The 24,863-nt window shown below is 54.4% G+C and carries 20 protein-coding genes; 5 read left to right on the top strand and 15 right to left on the bottom strand.

The genetic code is table 11. The annotated features are described in order from the left end of the window. From ACTJI9_RS13460 to ACTJI9_RS13395, 14 genes are all read right to left on the bottom strand, one after another. The gene (locus ACTJI9_RS13460; RefSeq protein WP_440808597.1) at window positions 1-1,947 is read right to left on the bottom strand and encodes a 3-hydroxyacyl-CoA dehydrogenase NAD-binding domain-containing protein; all 1,947 of its coding nucleotides are present in this window, start codon (window positions 1,945-1,947) and stop codon (window positions 1-3) included. A gap of 2 nt (window positions 1,948-1,949) precedes the next feature. After that, window positions 1,950-2,381: a RidA family protein gene (locus tag ACTJI9_RS13455; RefSeq protein ID WP_115053359.1), complete on the bottom strand. Its 432-nt coding sequence runs from the start codon at window positions 2,379-2,381 to the stop codon at window positions 1,950-1,952. Between the two features lie 11 nt (window positions 2,382-2,392). Beyond that, window positions 2,393-3,580, bottom strand: a complete 1,188-nt coding sequence (locus ACTJI9_RS13450; RefSeq protein WP_440808595.1) for an acyl-CoA dehydrogenase — start codon at window positions 3,578-3,580, stop codon at window positions 2,393-2,395. 5 nt (window positions 3,581-3,585) lie between these two features. Further along, a complete protein-coding gene (locus ACTJI9_RS13445) occupies window positions 3,586-4,785 on the bottom strand; it encodes an acyl-CoA dehydrogenase family protein (protein ID WP_440808593.1) in 1,200 nt (399 codons plus the stop codon). A 3-nt stretch (window positions 4,786-4,788) separates the two neighbouring features. Then, on the bottom strand, window positions 4,789-5,631 hold the full coding sequence (locus ACTJI9_RS13440; RefSeq protein ID WP_440808591.1) for an enoyl-CoA hydratase family protein: 843 nt from the start codon (window positions 5,629-5,631) through the stop codon (window positions 4,789-4,791). A 5-nt stretch (window positions 5,632-5,636) separates the two neighbouring features. Then, entirely contained in the window at window positions 5,637-6,419 is a 783-nt protein-coding gene (locus tag ACTJI9_RS13435; RefSeq protein WP_440808589.1) for an SDR family NAD(P)-dependent oxidoreductase, read from the bottom strand. Beyond that, complete coding sequence (locus ACTJI9_RS13430) at window positions 6,416-8,725, bottom strand: bifunctional salicylyl-CoA 5-hydroxylase/oxidoreductase (RefSeq protein ID WP_440808587.1); 2,310 nt, start codon at window positions 8,723-8,725, stop codon at window positions 6,416-6,418. Before ACTJI9_RS13430 ends, ACTJI9_RS13435 begins: the two co-directional genes overlap by 4 nt. Window positions 8,726-8,880: 155 nt before the next feature. Continuing rightward, window positions 8,881-9,567 carry an ABC transporter ATP-binding protein gene (locus ACTJI9_RS13425; RefSeq protein ID WP_440808584.1) on the bottom strand — a complete coding sequence of 229 codons (687 nt, stop codon included), beginning with the start codon at window positions 9,565-9,567 and terminating at the stop codon, window positions 8,881-8,883. Next, a complete protein-coding gene (locus ACTJI9_RS13420; RefSeq protein ID WP_440808582.1) occupies window positions 9,564-10,313 on the bottom strand; it encodes an ABC transporter ATP-binding protein in 750 nt (249 codons plus the stop codon). Before ACTJI9_RS13420 ends, ACTJI9_RS13425 begins: the two co-directional genes overlap by 4 nt. Continuing rightward, window positions 10,306-11,280: a branched-chain amino acid ABC transporter permease gene (locus ACTJI9_RS13415; protein ID WP_440808579.1), complete on the bottom strand. Its 975-nt coding sequence runs from the start codon at window positions 11,278-11,280 to the stop codon at window positions 10,306-10,308. The genes ACTJI9_RS13420 and ACTJI9_RS13415 overlap by 8 nt, the downstream gene beginning before the upstream one ends. 13 nt (window positions 11,281-11,293) lie before the next feature. Next, the gene (locus tag ACTJI9_RS13410) at window positions 11,294-12,208 is read right to left on the bottom strand and encodes a branched-chain amino acid ABC transporter permease (protein WP_440808577.1); all 915 of its coding nucleotides are present in this window, start codon (window positions 12,206-12,208) and stop codon (window positions 11,294-11,296) included. Window positions 12,209-12,286: 78 nt separating this feature from the next. Further along, window positions 12,287-13,417, bottom strand: a complete 1,131-nt coding sequence (locus tag ACTJI9_RS13405; protein WP_440808574.1) for an ABC transporter substrate-binding protein — start codon at window positions 13,415-13,417, stop codon at window positions 12,287-12,289. A 106-nt stretch (window positions 13,418-13,523) separates the two neighbouring features. Further along, window positions 13,524-15,149 (bottom strand): AMP-binding protein, encoded by a 1,626-nt coding sequence (locus tag ACTJI9_RS13400; protein ID WP_307275565.1) that lies wholly within the window; start codon window positions 15,147-15,149, stop codon window positions 13,524-13,526. A gap of 65 nt (window positions 15,150-15,214) precedes the next feature. Further along, window positions 15,215-15,691: a MarR family winged helix-turn-helix transcriptional regulator gene (locus ACTJI9_RS13395; protein WP_307275560.1), complete on the bottom strand. Its 477-nt coding sequence runs from the start codon at window positions 15,689-15,691 to the stop codon at window positions 15,215-15,217. A 288-nt stretch (window positions 15,692-15,979) separates the two neighbouring features. Here ACTJI9_RS13395 and ACTJI9_RS13390 point away from each other — a divergent pair, with 288 nt between their 5' ends. From ACTJI9_RS13390 to fhuB, 5 genes are all read left to right on the top strand, one after another. Further along, complete coding sequence (locus ACTJI9_RS13390; RefSeq protein WP_336442154.1) at window positions 15,980-17,047, top strand: siderophore-interacting protein; 1,068 nt, start codon at window positions 15,980-15,982, stop codon at window positions 17,045-17,047. 96 nt (window positions 17,048-17,143) lie between these two features. Further along, the gene (locus ACTJI9_RS13385; protein WP_115053373.1) at window positions 17,144-18,025 is read left to right on the top strand and encodes a helix-turn-helix domain-containing protein; all 882 of its coding nucleotides are present in this window, start codon (window positions 17,144-17,146) and stop codon (window positions 18,023-18,025) included. Between the two features lie 162 nt (window positions 18,026-18,187). Continuing rightward, complete coding sequence (locus ACTJI9_RS13380; RefSeq protein WP_440808569.1) at window positions 18,188-20,341, top strand: TonB-dependent siderophore receptor; 2,154 nt, start codon at window positions 18,188-18,190, stop codon at window positions 20,339-20,341. A 68-nt stretch (window positions 20,342-20,409) separates the two neighbouring features. Further along, window positions 20,410-21,294 carry an iron-siderophore ABC transporter substrate-binding protein gene (locus ACTJI9_RS13375; RefSeq protein WP_440808566.1) on the top strand — a complete coding sequence of 295 codons (885 nt, stop codon included), beginning with the start codon at window positions 20,410-20,412 and terminating at the stop codon, window positions 21,292-21,294. Then, on the top strand, window positions 21,287-23,269 hold the full coding sequence (gene fhuB, locus ACTJI9_RS13370; RefSeq protein ID WP_440808564.1) for a Fe(3+)-hydroxamate ABC transporter permease FhuB: 1,983 nt from the start codon (window positions 21,287-21,289) through the stop codon (window positions 23,267-23,269). The genes ACTJI9_RS13375 and fhuB overlap by 8 nt, the downstream gene beginning before the upstream one ends. Here the strand turns inward: fhuB and ACTJI9_RS13365 are convergent, their stop codons facing one another. Continuing rightward, on the bottom strand, window positions 23,270-24,862 hold the full coding sequence (locus ACTJI9_RS13365) for a GMC family oxidoreductase (protein ID WP_440808561.1): 1,593 nt from the start codon (window positions 24,860-24,862) through the stop codon (window positions 23,270-23,272). Between the last annotated feature and the right edge of the window lies 1 nt (window position 24,863).

Genomic DNA, 24,863 nt, shown 5'->3' with positions numbered 1-24,863 from the left:
TCAGTGTCTGCCGGATTGAAACATGGGCCCGCCGCGCCATGCGGGATAGCCATAACCATTGATAAGCACCAGATCGATGTCGGAAGCGCGCATGGCTATGCCTTCATTCATCAGCTTGTCACCCTCGGCAACAAGCCCGGCAATGATGTTCGTCATGATTTCATCCTGCCCGAACGAGCGACGGGTAATTCCCTTTTCATCCGAGATGGTTGCGATCAGGTCTGCAACGGTAGGGTCCACCGATTTTTTGCCGCCATCATACGCATAGTAGCCTTTGCCCGCCTTTTGGCCGAAGCGCCCTGCTTCACACAAACGATCAGCAATGGTGACATACCGTGCTGTAGGGTCGCGCTTGCCCGCATCACGCTTGCGGCGAGCCCAGGAAATGTCCAGCCCAGCCAGATCGGTTACAGCATAGGGGCCCATGGGAAAACCATATGCCTCGACGGCCGCATCAATTTCATGGGGCAATGCGCCATCTTCAAGCATGATGTCGCATTGATGCCGATAGGCCGTAAACAAACGATTGCCGATAAAGCCTTCGCAAACACCGCTGACGATACCAAGCTTGCCCAGACGCTTTGTGACGGCCAATCCCGCAGCCAGAACATCTGGCGCGATGTCTTTTGTTCGTACGACCTCAACAAGCCGCATGATGTTCGCTGGTGAGAAGAAATGCAGCCCAATGAAACGGCTGGGGTTCATGATCACAGAAGCAATGGCATCCGGATTCAGATAGCTCGTATTGGTTGCCAGAATGGCATCTGCCCGCACAATGGAAGAGAGCGATGCAAAGAGTTCCTGTTTCACATCCAGATCATCAAAGACTGCTTCAAGAACAAGATCGCATTGGGAAAAAGCAGCGCGATCAATATGAAAGCCAATACGGGAAAGCCGTTGTTCCTTGAGAGCAATATCAATCCGACCGGCCTTCACCATGCGATCGTAAATGGCTTCGATCCGCTTGCGGCCCAAATCCATAGACGGCTCATCACGTTCTACGATTGTGATATCATACCCAGCATCAGCAAAGGCGACGGCGATGCCAGCGCCCATGAGTCCGGCACCGGCAATGCCTACATTCTGTACAAAGCGAGGACTTATTCCCTCAAGATCAACGACTTTAGCCGCGAGACGTTCTGCAGCAAAAACATAACGAAGCGCAATTGCCTGTTCGGAATTGACCAGTTCGAGGAACTTTTCCCGCTCACGTTTCAAGCCTTGCTCGATTGGCAAACTGGCCGCAGAAAATGCGCTCCGCGCAGCTGCGCCCGGCGATATTTGCCCGCGTGCCTTGCGTTCTATCGCGGTGATCTGCGCGTCTACCGCCAGTCCATCGAATTCGCGCACAGGCAATGTCCCGGTTCGACGCGGCTCACGACCAGCAAGTATTTGTGCAAATGCAATTGCATCCTGGATCAGATCATTATCGGAGATGCGGTCAATCATTCCAAGATCAAGGGCCTGCGCTGCTGAAACCCGCTTACCGCTTGCAACCATATCGATTGCCTCTGGCATGCCAATCAACCGGGGTAGCCTCTGTGTTCCACCGGCGCCCGGGATAATTCCGAGCTTTACTTCCGGCAAACCAAGTTGGGTCTGTAGAGCCGCAATACGGCCGTGCGCTGCAAGCGCGATCTCCAAACCACCGCCCAAGACTGTTCCATGGAGCGCGGCAATAACAGGCTTTGCGGAATCTTCTATCAACTGCACCAGATCATTGAGGAAGGGCGCGCGCGGAGGCGTGCCGAACTCTTTCACGTCTGCACCCGCAACAAAGGTTTTGCCTTTGCACGCTATAATGATGGCTTGGATCGCCACATCCGCATTTGCTTCGGCCAGAGCAATAGCCAAACCCTCACGCACCGCATGGGACGTTGCATTCACCGGCGGATTATCGATCCAGATCAGACCGATATTGTCTTGGCGATTCCAGCTGACAGCCATGTTCAGTCCGGCACAACAGCGGTTGCCTGAATCTCGACAAGCGCTTCATCTTCGATCAGGCCCGACACTTGAACGACCGCCATTGCCGGGAAGTGCCGGCCCATGGTGGCTTTGTAGGCCGCGCCGATTTCCTTCAATGCTGCCGAATATTGCTTCCGGTCCAAAACATACCAGGTCATGGTGGTGACATGCTCGGGGCCAGCGCCGCCCTCACGCAATATGGCGAGGATATTCTCGAGAGTCTGCCGCACCTGACCTGGCAGGTCCTTTGCTTCAAATTTACATTGAGCGTTCCAGCCGATCTGTCCGCCGACAAAGACTGTTCGCCCGCGTGCTTCCATTCCATTGGAGTAGCCGATTGGTCGCGCCCAACCCTCTGGCTGCAAAACACGATTTGGGGTGCTCACGCTGATCTGTTCAACAGTTTTGGTCATGCTGCTTCCGGTCAATTGGAGAATGCCGCAATGCCGGTTATGGCGCGGCCAAGAATAAGGGCGTGGATATCATGCGTGCCTTCATAGGTATTGACGACCTCAAGATTGACGAGGTGGCGCGCTACCGGGAACTCATCGGAAATGCCATTGCCTCCCAGCATATCGCGGGCATTACGGGCAATTTCCAAGGCCTTCCCGCAGGAATTGCGTTTCAGGATTGATGTAAGCTCAACAGGGGGCGAGCCCTCATCCTTCATGCGACCAAGACGCAGGCAGCCTTGCAGTCCAAGAGCTATCTCGGTTGCCATATCGGCGAGCTTCTTCTGGATCAACTGATTTGCCGCAAGTGGGCGACCAAACTGTTTGCGATCCATCACGTAATCACGTGCTGTTTCGAAACATGATTCAGCAGCACCCAGTGCACCCCATGCAATTCCAAACCGCGCTGAGTTCAGGCAGGTGAACGGTCCTTTGAGCCCTGTCACATGCGGGAGCATGTTTTCCTCCGGCACAAACACATCGTCCATCACGATCTGGCCGGTGATGGAAGCGCGCAGGCCAACCTTGCCGTGAATAGCAGGCGCAGAAAGCCCTTTCCAACCCTTTTCAAGAATGAAGCCGCGGATCAACCCATCTTCCGTTTTTGCCCAGACCACAAAGACATCGGCAATCGGTGAATTGGAAATCCAGGTTTTGGAACCATTCAACAGATAGCCGCCATCCACCTTACGAGCACGACTTGCCATGGAACCGGGATCAGAGCCGTGGTCCGGTTCGGTTAGTCCGAAGCAGCCGATTTTTGTGCCTGCAATCAGACCCGGAAGATATTTCTGCTTCTGATCCTCGCTGCCGAAAGTATGAATCGGAACGATGACCAGTGAAGATTGCACGCTCATCATGGAGCGATAGCCGCTATCGATCCGCTCAATTTCCCGTGCGATCAAGCCATAGGAAACATAGTTTAGCCCCGCCCCGCCATACGCCTCCGGCACTGTCGGTCCAAGCAGTCCAAGCGCGCCCATTTCAGCGAATATGGACGGATCAGTCTTTTCATGGCGGAAGGCTTCCTGCACGCGGGGCAGCAATTTGTCTTCACCGTAGGCGCGTGCGGTATCACGCACCATCCGCTCTTCCTCGCTCAATTGTGCGTCGAGATTAAACGGGTCCTGCCAGTCGTAATATGCTTTTGATCCATGCATGGGAATTATCCTGCCTTCTTGCCAGCGCTCTTCATCAGCTCGCGGCCGATGATGAGTTTTTGAACTTCGGTTGCGCCCTCATAGATACGTAGGGCACGAATCTCGCGGTAAAGACGCTCGGTAATTTCGCCAACCCTTACCCCGCGCCCGCCAAAGAGTTGCAGCGCCTGATCGATGACCCATTGGGCATTTTCAGTGGCCGTCAGCTTTGCCATTGCGGCTTCGCTTGTTGTTGGGAGTTTCTGTATGTCCCGCCGCCATGCCGTACGGAATGTCAGCAGCGCGGCAGCGTCGATCGCCGTTGCCATTTCACCCAGTGTGCTTTGTGCTGTAGGCAGATCAGACAGGGTTGCACCAAACATCTTGCGGCTTCTGGCATGTGCTACGGCCTCATCAAGTGCCCGCCGGGCAAAGCCTATGGCGGCGGCAGCCACAGATGGGCGGAAAATATCAAGTGTTCGCATTGCGATCTTGAAGCCTTCGCCTGCCATTCCTAAAAGCTGGGAAGCCGGTATGCGGCAATTGTCGAAGCGAATGCGGGCCAGCGGATGGGGTGCAATGGTTTCAATGCGTTCGACAATGGAAAAACCTGGCGTATCAGCATAGACAATAAAGGCCGAAATACCGCGTGTCCCCGGCGCTTCACCGGTACGGGCAAAGACCGTATAGACATCGGCTATCCCGCCATTGGAAATCCAGATTTTTTCGCCATCCAGAATGAAATCTTCGCCATCGCGGCGGGCGGAACAACTGAGCGCTGCAACATCTGAACCGGCATCCGGCTCTGATAATGCAAATGCTGATATCAACTCGCCTCGCGCAATCTTGGGCAGGATTTGCTGCTTCAGCTCCTGAGAACCGGCAAGGCTTATCGCGCCAGTGCCAAGCCCTTGCATGGCAAAGGCGAAATCCGCTAGGCCATCCGTATAGGCCAATGTTTCCCTGATGACGCAAAGCGAGCGACTATCGATCTCTTGCGAAACGCCGCCAAAATCCTTTGGCACGCAATGGCGCAATATTCCGGCTGCGCCTAGCTGGGCGACCAGTTTTTTGCATGCGGAGTCGGCATCTGCATGATCGATTTCGCCCAACCCGCCGCCGGAGATGAAGCTATCGAGTTCGCTTGCCAGTATGTGTGCATCCTCGCCGAAAAACGGCCATTGCAAATGTTCGCGGGTCAGCATTCCTACGGGTTTAGCAACCATCCGCTAGTTCCCTTCGAACTGAGGTTTGGTCTTGGCCGCAAAGGCTTCGAATGCCCGGCGAAAATCGCCTGTCGCCATGCAGATTGCCTGCGCCTGCGCTTCGGATTCGATGATCTGGTCTATGCCCATGGCCCATTCCTGATCCAGCATCTTTTTGGTCATGGCATGGGCAAACCAGGGTCCATCCGCAACTGTGCGGGCAAAGCGCTGCGCTTCACCAAGCAAGTTGGGCCGCTCATGCAGGGCATTATAAAAGCCCCAGGCATGGCCTTCATTTGTCGTCATCGCACGGCCTGTAAAGAGCAATTCGCTGGCGCGGCCTTGCCCGATAATGCGCGGAAGAATGCTGCAAGCCCCCATATCGGCACCAGCAAGTCCAACACGGGTAAACAGGAAAGCGGTTCGCGTTTCAGGCGTTGCAATCCGGAAGTCAGCAGCCATGGCGAGAATGGCTCCCGCTCCAGCGCAAATTCCATCCACCGCAGCGATGATTGGCTGCGGACAGGCCCTGATCTGGCGCACCAGATCCCCGGTCATGCGTGTAAAATCCAGAAGGTCAGGCATTGCCATGCGCGTCAGCGGTTCGATAATGTCGAAGACATCGCCGCCGGAAGAAAAGTTATTATCCGCTCCCGTCAGCACCACCGCGCGCACATCACTTGCGCGGGCAAGCGAGCGAAACAGCTCGGTCAGTTCCTCATAGCTCTCGAAGGTGAGGGGGTTCTTCTTTTCCGGGCGATTGAGTGTAATCGTGGCAACGCGGCCGTCATCATCCGTCTCAAACAGAAAATGCTTGGCCTTGTGATCCTTGAAGGGACGCTTTTTATCCTGCATTGGATTGCTCATTCTGTTTAGCCTCCCATCACTTCGCCGCCGGCAACAGGGATTGCCTGGCCAGTTATTGCGCTTGCTTTTTCAGATGCCAGCCAAAGCACCGTATCGGCGACTTCCTGCGGTGTGACGAGCCTGCCTTGCGGGTTGGAACGGGCAAGGCTGGCGCGGGCATCATCAATTGAACGACCGGTTTTGCCGCTGATCATTTCGACCGCATTGTCGAGCAGGGGCGTATCGGTAAAGCCGGGGCAGACGGCATTAACCGTGATATCGGTTCGCGCCAGTTCCAGCGCAAGCGATCGTGTCAGGCCAATCACGCCATGTTTGGCTGCACAATAGGCCGAAACATAAGGATAGCCGGTTAGCCCTGCCGTGCTGGCAATATTGATGATCCGGCCATTGCCGGAAAGGCGCAGTGAGGAAAGTGCCGCCTGTGTTACGATAAATGTACCTGTCAGATTTACGCCGAGAACCCGGTTCCAGAGATCAAGGTCTGTCTTGTCAAAAGGTGCTGAGGGCGCTTCACCGGCGCAGTTAACAAGCACGCCGATTTCACCCGCAAAAGAAATGGATTTTGCGATGTTCTGCTCGACTGAGGCAGCCTCCGTCACGTCGAAACCGTCAAGAACCAAGGCTTCACCGCCCTTATCGACGATCAGGTTTTTGACCTCTGCAAGCGGCGCATGCCGCCGCCCGGCGAGCGTTACACGCATACCTTCCGCAGCCAAGGTCAGAGCTATGGACCGGCCGATGCCAGTGCCAGCGCCTGTGATGAATGCGTGCTTCTTTGCTTGGCTCATGGCTTGGCTGCCCGCGCCAGATTGTTCACATATTGCGCCTTGGCCGAATAATATTGCTTGGGCCAAGGCTGATCGGCATAGCCGATCTTTGCAGCCTCATGGATGACGAAGGATGGATCAGCCAGATGCGGACGAGCCACAGCGCATAGATCCGCACGCCCTGCGGCGATAATCGAATTGGCGTGATCGGCTTCGGAAATTGCGCCAACCGCAATTGTAGGAATTTGAATCTCATTGCGGATTTTGTCTGAGAACGGTGTCTGGAACAGGCGGCCATAGACCGGCTGTTCTTCCTTAACGACCTGACCGGATGAGCAGTCAATCATATCTGCTCCGGCCTTCTTGAACATCTGCGCAAAGATTGCGGCATCTTCAGGCGTATTACCGCCTTCGAACCAGTCATTGGTCGAAAGACGCACTGATATTGGCTTGTCTTCAGGCCAAACCTGCCGGATGGCGTGAAATATTTCTAACGGGAAACGTGCGCGACCTGCGTGGTCGCCGCCATACTCATCTTCACGATGATTGGTGAGGGGCGAAAGAAAGCTCGATAGAAGGTAGCCATGGGCTGCATGCAGTTCGAGCATATCGAAACCAAGATTACGTGCTCGTTGCGTTGCTTGCACAAAATCTGCCTTAACGCGATCCATATCATCCCTTGTCATGGCGCGAGGCGTATCGGAATTTTGCAGATAGGGCAGGGCTGACGCAGAGATAAGAGGCCAGCCGCCCTCGGCGACAGGCTGGTCAATGCCTTCCCATGCAACTTTGGTGGAACCCTTGCGGCCCGCATGGCCAAGCTGAATGCCGATCTTTGCTGACGTCTGTTGGTGCACGAAGTCAACAACCCGCTTCCATGCGGTTTCCTGTTCGTCGTTCCAAAGGCCAAGGCATCCCGGAGTGATACGCGCATCGGCGGAAACGCAAGTCATTTCCGGGAAAATCAGCGCTGCTCCACCCATGGCACGCGCGCCAAGATGCACCAGATGGAAATCATTGGGCAGGCCATCAGTGGCCGAATACATCGCCATGGGCGATACCATGATGCGATTATGCAGGGTCAGGCCGCGAATTTTGAACGGCGTAAACATAGGCGGGGGTACTGAACCGTTCGACGAGGGGTTGACCCCCGCGCGTTCTGCAAACCAGCGCTCGAAACCTTCCAGCCAGTCCTTGTCCCGCAGCCGCAGGTTTTCGTGGCTGATGCGCTGCGAGCGGGTCAGCATGGAATACATGAATTGTTCTGGTTCAAGAGTATCCGCATAGCGTGTGCCGACCACCTCGAACCATTCCATCGCATTGCGCGCGGCATTCTGGATGCGCGCGACATCAACACGGCGCACATCCTCATAGGCGGCTAGAACCGCAGGAATATTGGCCTTGTCATGGCCAGCAATATCAAATTGCCGGGTAAGCTCGATAGCATCGTCAATGGCAAGTTTAGTGCCAGAGCCAATGGCGAAATGGGCCGTATGGGCGCTGTCGCCCATGAGAACGACATGGCTTTTGCCGTTAAAATGGCTCCATTTCTCGCAGATCAGGCGGCCAAAATTAAGCCAGGCGGAACCGCGCAGATGGCGCGCATTGGTCATTAATTTGTGACCATCAAGCGTCTCGGCAAACAGGTTTTCGCAAAAGGCAATGGATGCGTCCTGATCCATCTTGTCGAGGCCATGGGCCTTGAATACTTCATCTGTCGTTTCAACGATAAAGGTGGATGTGTTCTCGTCGAACCGATAGATATGCGCCTGAAACCACCCATGTTCGGTTTTCTGGAAATCGAAGGTGAAGGCGTCAAAACGCTTATCCGTTCCCAGCCAGACAAAGCGATTGGGCCGAACCACCATATCGGGGCGGAAGATGTCGGTATATTTTGTGCGAATGCGCGAATTCACCCCATCAGAGGCGATGATCAGATCGGCGTCAGGAAATTCTTCGTCGCCATTTACGTCTTTTTCGAAGAGGAGTTCCACACCAAGTTCAAGGCAGCGATCTTGCAGGATGTTCAGCATTTTCTTGCGGCCGATACCGACAAAGCCATGACCGCTGGTGCGAATCTTCCGGCCTTTGAAAACCAGTTCAATATCGTCCCAATGATTGAATGCTACTTCAATTGTCTCCGCTGTCTGTGGGTCCCATTGGCGCATTGATTGCATGGTTGCATCGGAGAAAACGACACCCCAGCCGAATGTATCAAACGCACGGTTACGCTCCACGACAGTGATGTGGTGTTCGGGATGCTGGCGCTTCATGAGAAGAGCAAAATAGAGGCCGGCAGGGCCGCCACCAATACAGACAATCCGCATGCTTGTTCCTCCAAAAGACTGGCGATGCTTTCCCGCTTATGCGTTTGCGCTTCTCGTCAGCCGTTAAAACCCAAAATGAACCGGTTACAAATAAATTTCAAGCTTAAAATATATTTGTATGAGATGACATTCGTGGTCGCGATTTCACGCGCCAATCAAACGCCGAGAAATCTGTCTTGAAGTGCCGGTGTGAGTTGCTCGGGCGCGCCTGCAAAAACCGTCGTGCCTTTTTCCAGAACAAAACACCGATCTGCTACGGGCAGAAGTTCGGCAAGCGTTTTGTCAACGACGAGGATCGACTGTCCCGCAGCCTTCAGCTTTCTAATGGCTGACCATATGTCCTGCCGGATGACCGGGGCAAGACCCTCCGTTGCCTCATCCAGCACCAGCAGGCGCGGATTTGTCATAAGCGCCCGACCGATGGCGAGCATCTGCTGCTCGCCGCCCGACAATGTATTGGCAAACTGGTCGCGGCGCTCATTCAATCGCGGAAATAATTCGCCAACTTTCTGTACAGTCCACTCATTGCCTCTTGCCGCAGCTAAAAGGTTTTCAAGCACTGTCAGATTGGGAAAGCAGCGCCTGCCTTCCGGCACCAGTCCCAGCCCGAGCCGGGCTATCTTGTGCGGTCGCAGACTGGTTACCTGTTTGCCAGCAAAGCTGATGGTACCGGAACGCGCTTTGACAAGACCAAAGATCGAATTGATCGTTGTGGTCTTTCCCATTCCGTTGCGGCCCATCAATGCGACGACTTCGCCTTCATTCACGTCCAGATCAACACCGAACAATGCCTGCGAAGCGCCATAGAAAGTCTCAAGACCTTTGATGCTGAGAAGTGTCATGCGGCTTCTCCGAGATAGGCCCGGCGCACTTCGGGATCGTTGCGAATGTCATCAACTGTTCCCGACGCGATAATGCGCCCGTAAACCAGAACAGATATGCGGTCGGCAAGGGCAAATACGGCGTCCATATCATGTTCGACGAGCAGGATCGGTGCCTCGTGACGCAGGGCGTCGAGAAATCCGGTCAAGGCCTTGGAGCCTTCCGGACCCATGCCCGCCATCGGCTCGTCGAAAAGGAATGCTTTTGATCCAAGTGCCAGCGCAATGGCAATTTCAAGCTGGCGGCGTTCACCGTGGGATAGTTCAGCCGCAGGCAGGTTTGCACGCTTGGCCAAGCCAACGCGCTCCAGCATTGCCATAGCAGGCTCCTTCAAACTCTTGTCAGTCATCACGGGGCGGAAGAAACGAAGGCTTGAGCCCTGCCGCGCCTGCACGGCCAGCATAACATTGCGTAAAGCGGAAAATTCCGGAGCAAGCGACGATATCTGGAAACTGCGACCAAGGCCGCGACGGGCGCGCTCGGGCATGCCGAGCCCTACCATATCCTCACCGAGAAAGCGGATCGTGCCGCTATCCTGCCGGATGGAGCCGGATATCTGGTGGATGAGTGTGCTCTTGCCAGCGCCATTGGGTCCAATCAGGGCATGGATTTCGCCGGGGCGCAGATCAAGGCTCACGCCATCGGTCGCTTTCAAGGCACCGAAGCTCTTGCGTAACTCTCTAATTTCGAGGATTGGCTCAACCATGACGCGCCTTTCCTGCAAGAAGCCCAAGCAATCCGCCGCGCGCGAAAAGCACTACGCCGAGAAGAATGAGTCCGAGAAAGAATTGCCATCTCTCTGTAATGCCGCCGAGCGTATATTCGAATAGGACATACAGCATGGCACCGGCAAGGGGGCCAAAGAGCCTGCCTTTGCCGCCCAAGATAATAAGCACGATCAACTCGCCGGACATGTGCCATGACAGCATTGAAGGGCTGGCAAACCGGTTCAGATCCGCAAATAGTGCGCCTGCCAGACCGGTCACCATGGCCGAGATGATAAAGGCTATGAGCCTGATATTGAAGGGTGCAATGCCAACCGCAGCAAGCCGCGTATCATTCTGCCTTGCTGTTTGCAGCGCTGCACCGAAACGCGAGCCGCGGATGAGCGCAAATAGGCCCATCGCCAGAAGCAGCAATGCGTAACAGATGAGAAAAAAGGGCAGGGGCTTTGCCGTATTGATCAGCGGAAATGAGTTGCGAACGGATAGGGATAAGCCATCCTCGCCGCCATAGGCGGGCCATGAAATAGCGAAGTAATAGATCATTTGCGCGAAGGCGAGAGTGATCATGATGAAATAAACGCCTGAAGTACGCAGACTGATCGCGCCGATAGGCAGTGCCACCAGTCCACAGACAGTGAGCGCGATCAGCCATATCCATGGCATTGAAGTGGTGCCCTCAAAGCCAAAGAGCATGGGTTCCGCGTTGAAGGCGTGGGTGGCCAGAATACCGGCCGCATAGCCGCCTATCCCAAAGAAGGCCGCATGTCCGAAGGATACCAGTCCGCCAAGTCCAAGCGCTATATTCAATCCGACAGCGGCAAGGGCCAGAATGGCAACACGGGTCGATAGTGTGACGTAGAATGGTTCGCCGACAGCAATGGCGATCAGCGGGACAGCCAGCAATATCCCTGCCAAAACTAAATTAATGATGGTTTCGCGTGCGATCATGAGCTTGTGATCCTTACGCGGCAAACAGGCCGCGCGGCCGGAATGCGAGGATCAGGGCCATGACAATATAGATCAGCATGGAAGCGAGTGCGCCACCGACCATTCCGGCCTGTGCAGCGGGAAGGATCAATGCGAGAGTCTTGGGCAAGAGAAAACGCCCCATTGTATCAATGAGGCCGACAAGAATAGCGCCGATCAGTGCGCCCTTGATGGAGCCGATACCGCCGATGACAATGACCACGAAAGCGAGGATGAGGACGGGCTCCCCCATGCCGACCTGAACTGACTGCAAAGCACCGACCAATGCGCCCGCCAGTCCGGCCAATGCTGCTCCAAGCGCAAAGACGATGGTATAGAGCGTCTGGATATCAATTCCGAGCGCTGCGATCATCTCGCGGTCAGACTCGCCCGCCCTTATGCGCATACCAAGCCTGGTGCGCGAAATGAGGAGATAAAGTCCAAGCGCGACAGCAACGCCAACCGCGATGATGGCAAGGCGGTAAAGCTGATATTGCCCGCCACCGGGCAGAGAAACAGCTCCCTGCAGAACCGGCGGAATATCCAGATAAAGCGGAAAGGATCCAAAAATCCAACGCGAGCCTTCCGAGAAGATCAGGATCAGCGCAAAAGTCGCCAGGACTTGATCGAGATGGTCACGGTCGTATAGTCGCCTGATGACCACCACTTCCATAATAGCGCCCGCCGCTGCTGCCGCGGCAAGACTGGCAATGAGCCCCAGCCAAAACGAACCTGTGGCCGAGGCTACAACCGCGCAAGCGAAAGCTCCGATCATATAAAGCGAGCCATGGGCGAGATTTATCAGCCCCATCACGCCGAAAATCAGCGTCAGGCCAGCCGCCATGAGGAACAGCATCACTCCGAGCTGTAGCCCGTTGAGAAGTTGCTCGATGAGAAGTGCAGTGGACAAGGCAGCGTTCCCGGATTCAGCGCAGGGTTAAACAGGACACCCGCCGCAGCGCGGCGGGCTCAATGTGGCAGATGCGGATTACATCTTGCACTTGTCTGCGTAAGCATCCTTGTGGTCTTCAAAGGCAGTCGCCACGATCTTGTTGGTCAAAACGCCGTCTTCCTTCACCACTTCGCGCACATAGACGTTCTGGATAGGATGGTTGTTGTTGTTGAATACGAACTTGCCACGCACCGACTTGAAGTCTGCCGCTTTGAGCGCCGCCTTGAAAGCTTCCTTATCCTTTACGCTGGCTTTCGACAGGGCTGCAAGAATGAGGTTTGCCGTATCCCAGCTTTGTGCCGCATAGATCGAAGGCAAGCGCTTATATTCGGTCTTGAAGGCTTCGACGAACTTCTTATTGGCGTCATTGTCGAGATCTTTCGACCATGTCGCCGAATTCTTCACACCCAGCGCCGCATCGCCAATGGCCCTCAGCACATCCTGGTCGAACGAGAAGCCCGGTCCCATAACAGGCGTCTTGACGCCGGATTGCGCATATTGCTTCATGAAGGAAATACCCATGCCGCCGGGCAAGAAAAAGAATACGGAATCGGCACCTGAATCACGGATCTGTGCGATTTCAGCCGCATAATCTGTCTGGCCGACCTGGGTATAGACCTCGCCGGCAAGTTCACCCTTATAGAAGCGTTTGAAACCAGTTAGTGCATCCTTGCCTGCAGGATAGTTGGGCGCAAGAATGAAGTTCTTTTTGTAGTCCTTGTTGGCGTACTGGCCCATGGCTTCATGAAAATTGTCATTCTGATAGGCCACGTTGAAATAGTTCGCGTTGCAGTTTGCGCCCGCCAGTGCCGAGGGCCCGGCATTTGGCGAAAGATAGATAATATCCTGCGCAACAGTATTTGGCACAACGGCCATGGCAAGGTTGGACCAGATAATACCTGTCAGCAGGTCAACCTTGTCGCTCTGGATCATTTTTTCTGCCAGCTGTACTGCAATTTCAGGCTTCTGTGCATCGTCCTCGATAACAAGCTCGATATCCTTGTTTCCGGATTGCTTCATGGCCAGAGTGAAGGCATCGCGCATGTCGATACCAAGACCGGCTCCACCACCGGAAAGCGTGGTTATAACGCCGATTTTTACCGGTTCTGCATAGGCAGCACTGGCCAATGCAAGGCTTAACAAACTGGTTGCCAGAATTTTCTTCATATCATTCCCCTTTATAGGTGTTCCCGTTATTTGTTGTTGTTTGGTCGTGGAGCGGTGAGCGAACTTTCCAGAATTCCAGACAGAGTTCAACCTCTGATAAGAGCCCTTACGGTGCCTCTCCTGTTCGCAGCCTGAATCGTTGTACTTTGCCGGTCTGGGTCTTTGGTAGACTGTCAATAAACTTCACCGAACGCGGATATTTATAGGGCGCAATCAGCGTCTTCACGTAATCCTGCAAACGCTTGATAGTGGCATCATCCCGCGTCGTTCCCTCGATCAGAACGACGAATGCCTCGACGATCTGCCCACGCTCATTGTCCGGTTGGCCAACGACCGCGCATTCGAGAACTTCAGGGTGCGATAGCAGGGCCGCTTCCACCTCGGGACCGGCTACATTATAGCCGGCCGTCAGGATGATATCGTCCGAGCGCGCCGCGAAGTGGAAGAATCCGTCCTCATCCTGATAAAAGGCGTCGCCGGTCAGGTTCCAGCCGTCGCGGACATATTCGGTCTGACGGTCGTCGGCCATATAGCGGCATCCCGTCGGTCCGCGCACTGCAAGTTTGCCGATTGTGCCCCGAGGTACCTCGCGCATGTCCTTGTCCACGATCCGGGCGGTATAGCCGCTCACCGGCTTTCCGGTGGAAGAGGGCATCAGGTCGGCAAATCGATTGGAAATGAAAATGTGCAACATTTCCGTAGCGCCAATGCCATCGAGAATCGGCCTGCCGGTCTTTTTCGTCCATTCTTCAAAGACAGGGCCGGGAAGAGTTTCGCCCGCCGAAACAGCCACTCGCAGGGAGGAAAGATCCGCTCCCTCATCCATAGCTTTCAGCATGGCCCGATAAGCCGTTGGAGCGGTAAAGCTTATTGTTGCCTTATAAGTTTCAATGATTTCGATCATATTGGGTGGAGTGGCATTCTCCAGCAAAGTTGCGGCTGCTCCGAACCGCAGCGGGAAGATTGCAAGACCGCCGAGACCGAAGGTGAAGGCCAAAGGTGGCGAACCGACGAATACATCGTCCGGTGTAACACCCAGTACTTCCTTTGCATAGGCATCGGCGATGATAAGAAGATCGCGATGGAAATGCATGGTGGCCTTGGGCACACCGGTGGTGCCCGAAGTAAACCCGAGCAATGCAACGTCGTCTCGGCCGGTCTGCACGGCAGAAAATTCGTGAGGTTTGCCCAAGGCGGCGCGATCAAGCTCTGCGTCATGGCTGGCGGTGCCGTCAAAGCCGATCACTTGCTTGAGAAATACGCTGTCCTTGGCGCAGGCAATCAACTCATCCATCAGGCGCGTGTCGCAAAGCGCCAGCGATATTTCTGCCTTATCGATGATTTTAGTCAGTTCTCCGGAACGGAGCATGGGCATCGTATTGACGACAACGGCACCGGCTTTGGTGGCCGCAAGCCAGCAAGCCACCATCGCAGGATTGTTGGCAGAGCGGATTAACACCCGGTTGCCCGGCTTTATACCATAATTGGCAACGAGCGCATGAGCCAACTGGCTGGTCCACTCGGAAAGCTCCCGATAGCTACGCCTGCGGCCATTGCCGATCAGGGCAGTGCGGTCACCAAAGCCTTTTTCCACCATGCGGTCGGTCAGCTCGACCGCGGCATTGAGATAGTCGGGATAGTCAAATCCATCGAGACAGAATTCCGGCCACAGTTCTGGTGGCGGAAGATTATCCCGCGTAAATGTATCGGTATGAGCTGTCGGTCCTAGCATTCTGCGGCTTCCCCTGCCTGCTTTCGGTCATGTCCCGGCTTCTTTGTCCGGTCATGTTGCCTGGTTCATGTTTCCCAATTGCTGCGAAATGATTTGAGCATGACAGCAAGATGGCGCGCGTCTTCATCGCCAATGCCGCCAAGCAGTTCACCCACCCATTTTTCGTGTTCCGTTGCGATCTGCCGAAAGAGGGTCAAACCTGAATCGGTCAATCTGACAATCGATGTGCGGCGATCACCCTCGCGGCTGGATCGAACCACAAGTCCGTCCGTTACCAACCTGTCGACGATCACCGTGACATTGCCGTTCGAGACCAGCAGAAAGCGCGAAAGGTCGCTCATCAGCAGGCCTTCAGGCTCGCGATTAAGCGCGGCCATCACGTCAAAGCGGGGCAGCGTCATGTCAAATGCAGATTTCAGCCGCAGGCGTAATTCGTTTTCAATTGTTCTCGATGCGCGCAGCAAGCGGATCCACAAACGGAGCCGATCCTTGTTGCCGAGGCCCGTATGTTGTGCGGTTTTCGAAGCGCCAGTATCGTTCATCGGTCACCACTGTTGGAGGCGAAGTTAATTCCAGACGTGCCATGCTTTGCTTTGACCACTGTGACTTCTCCAAGCTGACTTTATGCAGCATGACACAGCTCAAAATTATTTCAAGTATGAAGTTTTAAGGTTGAAATAATTTCAGCCGATTGAGACGGAGAATATAACGAATGTAGCAAGCCCGTTTGGAGCAATTCGTATATAATATGACTTGAATGCTCATATTATATACGCTAGTCAACCCGCTCATAAACGATTGTTTCCCTCTGAGGTCGGGCAGGATTTATAATGCAGAATACCCGTTTGACAGCAACCGCGCGGGTCAATCTCCCCACGCCGCTACACTATCTCAATCAATTGGCAGATCACTTTGCTGAGCATGGCGATGTTGTGCGGACGGAACGCACGGGCCAGATAGAGTTAAGCTACGGCACAGCAACAATCGAAGCCGACGAAGAATCCTTGTTGCTTCGCGCGGAAAGCGTCGATGAAACCGGCCTTGCATATATGAAGTATGCCATCGCCGACCATGTTATCGAATTTGCGCGTAAGGAAGACCCCAAAATCATATGGGCTGGTCATGGTGCAGCAGGAAGTCAGTTGCCATACTTTCGCGAGATGCGTGTTCTATCGGCAAAGAACATTTCCCCGAATATGAGGCGGGTGCGCTTGTGCGGCAAGGATATGCAGAGGTTTGCCTATGGCGGCATGCATGTCCGCATTCTTATTCCACCGGCGGACATAGAGGTTCCGCAATGGCCTGTAACCGGTGAGGATGGCCGCCCGGTCTGGCCAGAAGGCGATCACAAGCTGATTTCCCGCGTTTATACCATTCGCGAGATCAATCCCGAAAGCGGTGAGGTTGATATTGATGTGGTGATACATGACGGCACGCCGGGGTCCGAATGGGCGCTGGGTGCGGCTGAAGGCGATGTCGTCGGTATGACGGGCCCAGGTGGCGGCGATGCTGATGACGCGGATTGGTATTTGCTGGCAGGCGATGAAACGGCTTTGCCTGCCATTGGCCGGATCATTGAGCGGTTGCCCCGGAACGTGAAAGTTGTTGCGCGCATCGAGGTGGATAGTTCTGCGGACGAGCAAATTTTCAATTCTCAATGCAGCCTTGATCTGCAATGGCTGCATCGCAACGGTGCTGCAGCCGGAACGGTGACATTGCTTCAGGATGCCGTAAAAGCCGTCGCGCTACCTTCAAATGGCGAGCGGATATTTGTATGGTCAGGTTGTGAATTTAATGGCTTCAAAGCTATTCGCAATTATGTGCGCAAAGATCTGAAGCTTGCAAGAACGCAACATTTGGTTGTTTCCTACTGGCGACGCGGCGTTGCCGACGAATAGTTCGCTGTTTGATACAGCGACCTAAATCTTTGTAACTACGCAATTCCAGATGCAAAACCGCTTCACACTTTTGCTGGAATTGCTCTAGGGGCCGGAATGACATTCCATCCACGCATGACAAGCCGGGTAGAAGGTATTTCGCTGGTTGAGGAACTCAAGTGGCGTTCCTGGACTGGCGTGATCGCCGATGTCTGGTCTGTCAGGTGTGATCCCGACGCCAATGGTGAATATGTCTCCGAAGACCCACGCCTGTTTGTCATCCTCGACAAGTCCGGTCCCGGCAATTTCAACCTGTCTCTTGACCCGGCAATCCGGTGGGTCAGCCAAGCATGTACACCGCATTCCATGAGTTACATTCCAGCAGGATTGCCCATTTGGGGGCACCTTGAGAATGTACAATATTTGCGGCACCTGGATCTGCATCTTGACGTAGGTACTTTGCGGCGGCGTTTTGCCGATGAATTCATCGGCGACAGGCTCTCCATCCCCCGCATCATGTTCTCCAATGATAAAATAGCATCTCTTTCCCGGCTGATAGCTGACGAATGTGTCAGCGAGCGACCGCTCCACGCTCTCTATGGCGATGGTTTGACGATGGCTCTTTTTGTCGAACTTTTTCAAATAGGCGAGATAAAGAAACGTCAACGCAGTCAATTATCGCCGCGGCAACTGCGCGCCGTCACAACTTATATCGAGGAACATTGCCTGCGAAATATCCGCTTGCAGGAACTTGCTGATCTGGCCGGTCTTTCCCAATCCTATTTCAGCCACGCGTTCAAAGCGTCCACGGGCGTTGCACCGCATCAATGGCAAATGAGTGCGCGCATCAGGAAAGTACAATTGCTGTTGAGCAAATCAAATGCTTCTTTGACGAATGTTGCCTCAGCTACCGGTTTTTCTGATCAGGCGCATCTGACGCGCGTGTTCAAGCGCTTGGTCGGCGTGACACCAGCCGTATGGCAGCGAGAGCGTAGCTGATACCACCACGCTGAATAACGGACCAAAAACATTCAAATTACAGCAGAAAGCATCAATCCTGCGGCAATAAGTTGATATATGAACTCAACTTATATTATACGCGATAAATGACTGGTTCATCCACCGGCAGGTCGCGTTGGCGGTCATTTGCAGGGGCTTATCATGCGCAGTACATACAAATCATCACTTATATTGTTGTTGGGCAGTTCGGCTGCTTTGTTATCCTTGTCGGCGGCGAATGCTCAAACAGCCGACTCTGCTATCCGCTTGAATGAGATCGTTATCGAAAGCGGTGGGGATGGCTCCGCTACCGGCCCGCTAACAGGGTTCGTGCCAAAGCGTACCGCGACCGGCTCAAAAACCAGCACGTCGATTGAAGACATACCCCAGTCTGTTTCGATTGTTGGACGAGACCAGATTGACGCGCAGGGCGCCCAGAAAATCGATGAGGCATTGCGCTACAGCGCAGGTGTATTTGCGCAACCATTCGGTGTCGATAATGATACGAACTGGATTTACATTCGCGGTTTCGATGCGACCGCGAAGGGCACTTATCTCGATGGTCTACAGAACTTCAGCTATGGCTTTGGAGGCTTCCTCATCGACTCCTTCGGGATCGAGCGCATTGAGGTTTTGAAGGGCCCTGCGTCTGTTCTTTATGGCGGGAGCAATCCCGGTGGTATCGTCAATTATATCAGCAAGCGACCGAATGGTGAGCGTATCCGTTATGTCGAAACCGGCATTAATAGCTATGGAAACGGATATATTGGCTTTGACATTGGCGATAAAGCTTCAGACGCGGTTGACTACCGCATTAACGGCAAGATTGGCGGCGGCGACAATTACACGGATTTTTCCGAAGAATTTCGTGGCGTCATCAATCCAAGCATTACCTGGAAGCCGGATGATGCAACCAAGCTGACACTGAGCGCCAACTATACCCACCTTGATGCTACCCATGATGGTGGCGGTTTCCTGCCCTATTACGGCACCGTGGTACCCACCAAATTTGGAAAGATCGACCCGAAATCAAATTTCACGGAACCGTCAATTGATCGATACGATCGAGAACAAGCCTCGATCGGCTACGAGTTTGAGCATGAATTCGACAATGACTGGACGTTTCGTCAAAATGCCCGCTACGGCCATAGCAGTGTCAAAGAACACTCGCTCTACGCATTTGGCTATGCAAGTGGTCCATTTGGTTTTGCAGAACAACCAGACCTCACCGATAATCTGTCGCGGATAGATTTCGAACACGATACGACTGTAAACAATGTTCTGATCGACAATCAGCTGGAAGGGGTTGTTAATACGGGTGCGATTGAACACACCCTGCTGTTCGGCGCTGAGTATAAATACTTTAATATCGATCAGGTGCAGATAAGCGGTAGCGGTACGCCGATCAGCGCAGGCGATCCGGTCCACGGTGCTCCACAAGCTTCTCTTGGAGAGCCCTATATCGATCAGGTGATAAAGCAGCATCAGGTCGGGATTTATGCTCAGGATCAGTTGCGGTTCGGCGACGGCTGGCTGGTTACGTTGAACGGGCGTTATGATTATGTAGACACAGAAGCTACCGGGCTTCCAACCTATAAGGGCAATGAAGGTCGGGCGAGTGGACGGGCTGGGATTGCCTATGATTTCGCCAATGGCATTACGCCCTATGCCAGTATTGCAACTTTTTTCAGTCCTGAGATTGGCGTTACCGGCAATCTCGAATTTTTCAAGCCGGAAACGGGTCAGCAATATGAAGTTGGCGTGAAGTATCGTCCTGAATGGTTTGACGGGCTAATTACCGCGTCGCTATTCGATCTTACGAAGAAGAATGTTGTAACGGGCGGTTTCCGGCAGGAAACACAGATAGGCGAGGTAAATTCTCGCGGCTTTGAGATCGAAGCCCAGGCAAATATCAATGATGCGTGGAAAGTAACAGCAGCTTTCACCGCTTATGATCTGGAAGTGAAGGATGATGCCGATGAAAGCATTATCGGCAAGCGTCCATATCTTCTGCCAGAGACTCAAGCCTCTGTTTTTGCTCAATATACGGTTCCAACCGGGAAACTTGCAGGGCTGGCGCTCGGCGCTGGTGTCCGTTATGTAGGCTCGAGCTACGCAGACAAAGCCAATACGCTTAAAGTTCCGGACGTAACTCTGCTTGACCTGAAGATCGGCTACAAGAAAGACAATTGGGGCGTTGATCTGAATGTCACCAATGTTTTCGATAAAGAGTTTGTTTCAGGCTGTCAGGGTGTAAATGTCTGTGCCTATGGTGAGGGACGCAAAGCACTTCTCAAAGCTCACATGACCTGGTGAGCGTCGTTTATAATTGCTTGCGGGATCACCAGATGGCCTGGTGATCCGATTTCAGACAAAGTACTTTGATGATTGTCATAAACCGACGTGCCGTACTTGCTCTATCGATGGCAGCGATTTTGCCTGACCGGTCGGCGTGGGGGCAGGAAAAGCGCATCGCCATCGTCGATTGGGCGATGCTGGAGACGGCTCTTGCCATCGGCATCGTCCCTGTTGCTGCCACTGAGCTTCTCCAGTTTCGATCCATTGCGGTCGAGCCGCATGTACCCGAAAGCGTCGCTGATCTTGGATTGCGTGGCACGCCTAACTTCGAAATGCTGCGCATGGCTGCGCCGGACATTATTCTCAGTTCCAATTTTTATGAATACCGGCGAGCCAGCCTGGAGAAGGTTGCGCCTGTATTTTCAATGACAGTTTATGAGCCGGGAACGCCGCCCTACGGGCTTGCCGAAAAAGTTGCATTGGGGCTTGGTGACAAACTTGGCCGCAGGGAAGAAGCTGCCGCTTATGTTGCAGAGACATCGGCGCTGATCTTGGACCTGCGGATGCGCTTGAAGTATCATGCTACCCGCCCGCTTTTCATTATCAATATTGGCGACGCCCGGCATTTTCGGGCGTTTGGGGCTGATAGCATGTTCGGCGACGTCGCCGGGCGGCTGGGTTTTACCAATGCATGGGGACAGGAAAGCAGCTATTCCGCTGCCGCACCCGTTGGAATGGAGGCACTCGCTGGTGTGCCGGAAGCGTCGATCCTTATTGTGGGGCCTGTCCCGCCGGAAGCGGAAAACCTACTGCCGCAAAGCGGTTTATGGAATGCTCTTCCCGCTGTGAAGGCGGGCAGGGTGGCAACGCTTGACCCGATCAACCATTTTGGCGGCTTGCCCGCTGCCCGGCGTTTCGCGAGGCTGTTTGCGAGCTCGTCGCTTTTTTCAGGCAGTGCCAGCAATGATTGAGCCTAAAGCGCTTAATAGAGGGCTGCTGCTCTGGGGTGCATTGCTGATTGTTGCCGCATCGCTTTTTGCCGGGCAGATCGCCGCGCAGTTTAGCCTCGCCACACGTGTCGCGCCGGAATTTGCAGGATTGCAAAAGCTCATTTTGATGGATTCCATTTTGCCTCGCAGCGCAATGGCAATTCTTTGTGGTGCGGCGCTCGGCTTTTCGGGAGCCTTGCTCCAGAGGGTATTGCGCAATCCCTTGGCAGAACCCTCGACCCTCGGGATTTCGGCGGGCGCGCAACTGGCGATGGCGATAGCCATGCTTTACTTCCCGGCGCTTATGGAAGGTGGACGAGAAGCCGTTGCCCTGGCAGGCGGACTTATCGCCGTTGCGCTCATTCTGTCGCTGACATGGCAGCGCGGTCTCGAACCCGTTTCCGTGGTTCTGGCCGGGATGATGGTTTCGCTGACCGCGACAGCGGCAAGTGCGGCACTTATCCTTGCCAATGGCGAATACATGTTTTCACTATTCATTTGGGGCGGGGGATCGCTGGCTCAGCAAAGTTGGGTGCCCGTATCGGGAATTATCTGGAAAATTCTGCTTGCGTGTGCAGCATCCATTGTTCTGCTGCGCCCATTATCCATTCTCGGTCTGGATGATGCCAGCGCCAAAAACCTTGGTGTAGCTCTTCATGGTACGCGTTTTCTCGTTATTGGACTTGCCGTCTGGCTTGCAACAAGCGTTACTGCCGAAGTTGGTATTATCGGCTTTGTCGGACTGGCCGCGCCAGCTCTGGCACGACTGACAGGCGCGCGCTCACCACGGCAAATGTTGGCGGCCGCCCCGCTGGTTGGCGCGATCCTGCTTTGGTTGGCGGATGGGTTTGTGCAACTGGCTGCTGGCTCCGGCGGCGAGCGTATTCCAACAGGTGCTGCGACAGCACTGCTTGGAGGCCCATTGCTTCTTTGGCTGTTGCCGCGATTGCGCATGTTTGAATGGCCTTCGCTCAATGCCAAACCTGCCCCATCCCCGCGCGCACGCAGGCCAGCATGGACGGTTGCCGTGCTTGTCATCCTCACGGGTTTAGCTGCCGGGATCGCACTCGTGCTGGGGCGCGGCCCGGAAGGCTGGGTAATCGCGCGCGGCGAACTCCTTGCCGATCTTTTGCCGTGGCGCTGGCCGCGGACGGTGATAGCTGCAGCATCGGGTGCGATGCTTGCCGCCGCAGGGCAGGTCATGCAGCGTGTTACCGCCAATCCTCTCGCCAGCCCCGAAATTTTGGGCGTTGGTACAGGCGCGGGCGTCGGGATCGCCGTGCCCCTTATGTTGCTTTCGGCCCCAAATCAGATTGTTCTATTGGCCGGCGCCATGGCGGGTTCAATTATCGTTTTAGCCTTCATGCTGGCAATGTCAGCGCGCAGCGGCTTTGGGCCTGAGCGCCTCTTGCTTTCCGGCATAGCGATGGGTGCTTTGTGCAGCGCCATATTGACTGCAATTATTGCCACGGGAAGCCCGCAGGCTTTCATGCTGCTCGGATGGGTTAGCGGTTCATCCGCAGAGCGCCTGCCGGAAGAAGTGTGGGTGGCGTTGGTTGCGCTTGTCCTTCTGGTGTTGCCGCTTGTTTTCACCACGCGCTGGCTTGATATGCTGCCATTGGGGCGGCCTGTCGGTTTGGAAACGGGGCTGCCTATTCGGATGAGCCGCGGCATATTGATCATATTATCGGCGTGCCTGACCGCAGTTGCATCGCTTTTCGTTGGCCCTTTGAGTTTTGTCGGTCTGATTGCACCGCATCTTGCGCGTCTGATCGGACTGCATAGACCATTGACAGGCCTCATCGGAGCCATGCTTATCGGAGCTGGTCTGATGGTTTTGTCGGATTGGCTTGCCCGCATGGTGGCATTCCCCTATCAGCTGCCGCTCGGGCTGTTCGCATCGCTGATTTCGGGACCGTATTTGATATGGTTGCTAAGCAAAGGCGGTCGAAACTGATCAGCCGCGCATAATCATGTCAGCGGCTTTTTCGGCAATCATGATTGTCGGCGAGTTCGTGTTGCCGGAAACTATCGATGGCATGATCGAAGCATCGGCAATACGAAGTCCCTGAATGCCGCGCACCCGCAATTGCGGGTCCACAACGGAGTCCGTATCAGCCCCCATCCGGCATGTTCCTGCCGGGTGAAAAATTGTGGTCCCGATTGCACCGGCAGCCTCAAACAATTCGGCATCGGTCTGATATTGTGGCCCCGGTTTGAATTCTTCCGGCTTGAATTTTTGCAGCGGTTTTTGCGCGACTATGTTGCGCGTGATGCGAATAGAGTCGGCTGCGACCTGCCGATCGCTTTCAGTGGTCAGGTAGTTCGGCCGTATCGCCGGATGGGCGCGATGATCAGGCGATTTGATATGGATCGTTCCCCGGCTGTCCGGGCGCAGATTACAGACACTCGCCGTAAAGGCTGGGAATGCATGGACATTTTCGCCGAATTTTTCCAAGGAGAGAGGCTGGACGTGATATTGCAGATTGGCAGTGGCGAATGACGGATCTGAACGGGTGAATACGCCAAGCTGACTGGGTGCCATCGACATGGGCCCCGATTGGCGCACAAGATATTCCAAAGCAATTGAAGCCTTCCCCATCAGCCGGTTGGCCTTCTCATTAAGCGTCGGAATACCCGTTACTTTGTAAGCACAGCGCAGTTGCAGATGATCCTGCAAATTCTCCCCTACGTTGCGGCGCTCCAACACCGTCTCAATACCGGCTGCCTGCAAAATGTCGCCTCGGCCTATGCCGGATAGTTCCAGGATTTGCGGCGATCCGACCGAGCCTGCGGAAAGAATGACTTCGCGCCGGCACTGCACCGTGCGCAACATGCCAGCCTGTTCGAACTCAATGCCTTTGATGCTTAAACCATCAAGAATGAGCTTGCGAACATGCGCGCCGGTCTTGACCGTGAGATTGGAGCGGTTCTTAGCGGGGCGCAGGAATGCTTTCGAGGTATTCCAGCGAATGCCACGTTTCTGATTGACCTTGAAGTAAGAAGACCCTTCATTGTCGCCGCGGTTGAAATCGTCGGTTCGCGGTATTCCCGCCGCCTCCGCCGCGTCCCTGAAAGCATCCAGAATATCCCAGTGAAGCCGCGCTTCTTCCACGCGCCATTCGCCGCCTGCACCATGAAATTCATCTGCGCCAAGATAGTAATCTTCCGATTTTTTAAAATAGGGAAGCACATCATCCCAGCCCCATCCGGTGCATCCGTCCTGCCGCCAAAGATCATAATCGCGGGCCTGACCGCGCATATAAATCATGCCGTTGATGGATGAACATCCGCCAAGAACCTTTCCGCGAGGATAAGCGAGGGAACGCCCGTTCAATCCCGCTTCGGCCTCGGTCGAAAAGCACCAGTCGGTGCGCGGATTTGAGATACAATAGAGATAGCCCACGGGAATATGGATCCAGTGATAATTATCCCTGCCGCCTGCTTCCAGCAACAATACGGAGACATCTTTGTTTTCCGATAGACGGTTTGCAAGGGTACACCCCGCCGTGCCGGCACCGACAATGACGTAATCATAGAGGTCGCTCATG

Source organism: Phyllobacterium sp. 22552, assembly GCF_052044585.1.
Lineage (GTDB): Bacteria > Pseudomonadota > Alphaproteobacteria > Rhizobiales > Rhizobiaceae > Phyllobacterium > Phyllobacterium ifriqiyense.
The sequence above is the reverse complement of the archived record's forward strand: the minus strand, read 5'-3'. Positions and strand labels throughout refer to the sequence as shown.

Coding starts and splice junctions, on each gene's coding strand:
- ACTJI9_RS13460 (WP_440808597.1), bottom strand. CDS start 1,947: ATGGCTGTCAGCTGGAATCGCCAAGACAATATCGGTCTGATCTGGATC.
- ACTJI9_RS13455 (WP_115053359.1), bottom strand. CDS start 2,381: ATGACCAAAACTGTTGAACAGATCAGCGTGAGCACCCCAAATCGTGTT.
- ACTJI9_RS13450 (WP_440808595.1), bottom strand. CDS start 3,580: ATGCATGGATCAAAAGCATATTACGACTGGCAGGACCCGTTTAATCTC.
- ACTJI9_RS13445 (WP_440808593.1), bottom strand. CDS start 4,785: ATGGTTGCTAAACCCGTAGGAATGCTGACCCGCGAACATTTGCAATGG.
- ACTJI9_RS13440 (WP_440808591.1), bottom strand. CDS start 5,631: ATGAGCAATCCAATGCAGGATAAAAAGCGTCCCTTCAAGGATCACAAG.
- ACTJI9_RS13435 (WP_440808589.1), bottom strand. CDS start 6,419: ATGAGCCAAGCAAAGAAGCACGCATTCATCACAGGCGCTGGCACTGGC.
- ACTJI9_RS13430 (WP_440808587.1), bottom strand. CDS start 8,725: ATGCGGATTGTCTGTATTGGTGGCGGCCCTGCCGGCCTCTATTTTGCT.
- ACTJI9_RS13425 (WP_440808584.1), bottom strand. CDS start 9,567: ATGACACTTCTCAGCATCAAAGGTCTTGAGACTTTCTATGGCGCTTCG.
- ACTJI9_RS13420 (WP_440808582.1), bottom strand. CDS start 10,313: ATGGTTGAGCCAATCCTCGAAATTAGAGAGTTACGCAAGAGCTTCGGT.
- ACTJI9_RS13415 (WP_440808579.1), bottom strand. CDS start 11,280: ATGATCGCACGCGAAACCATCATTAATTTAGTTTTGGCAGGGATATTG.
- ACTJI9_RS13405 (WP_440808574.1), bottom strand. CDS start 13,417: ATGAAGAAAATTCTGGCAACCAGTTTGTTAAGCCTTGCATTGGCCAGT.
- ACTJI9_RS13400 (WP_307275565.1), bottom strand. CDS start 15,149: ATGCTAGGACCGACAGCTCATACCGATACATTTACGCGGGATAATCTT.
- ACTJI9_RS13395 (WP_307275560.1), bottom strand. CDS start 15,691: ATGAACGATACTGGCGCTTCGAAAACCGCACAACATACGGGCCTCGGC.
- ACTJI9_RS13390 (WP_336442154.1), top strand. CDS start 15,980: ATGCAGAATACCCGTTTGACAGCAACCGCGCGGGTCAATCTCCCCACG.
- ACTJI9_RS13385 (WP_115053373.1), top strand. CDS start 17,144: ATGACATTCCATCCACGCATGACAAGCCGGGTAGAAGGTATTTCGCTG.
- ACTJI9_RS13380 (WP_440808569.1), top strand. CDS start 18,188: ATGCGCAGTACATACAAATCATCACTTATATTGTTGTTGGGCAGTTCG.
- ACTJI9_RS13375 (WP_440808566.1), top strand. CDS start 20,410: ATGATTGTCATAAACCGACGTGCCGTACTTGCTCTATCGATGGCAGCG.
- fhuB (WP_440808564.1), top strand. CDS start 21,287: ATGATTGAGCCTAAAGCGCTTAATAGAGGGCTGCTGCTCTGGGGTGCA.
- ACTJI9_RS13365 (WP_440808561.1), bottom strand. CDS start 24,862: ATGAGCGACCTCTATGATTACGTCATTGTCGGTGCCGGCACGGCGGGG.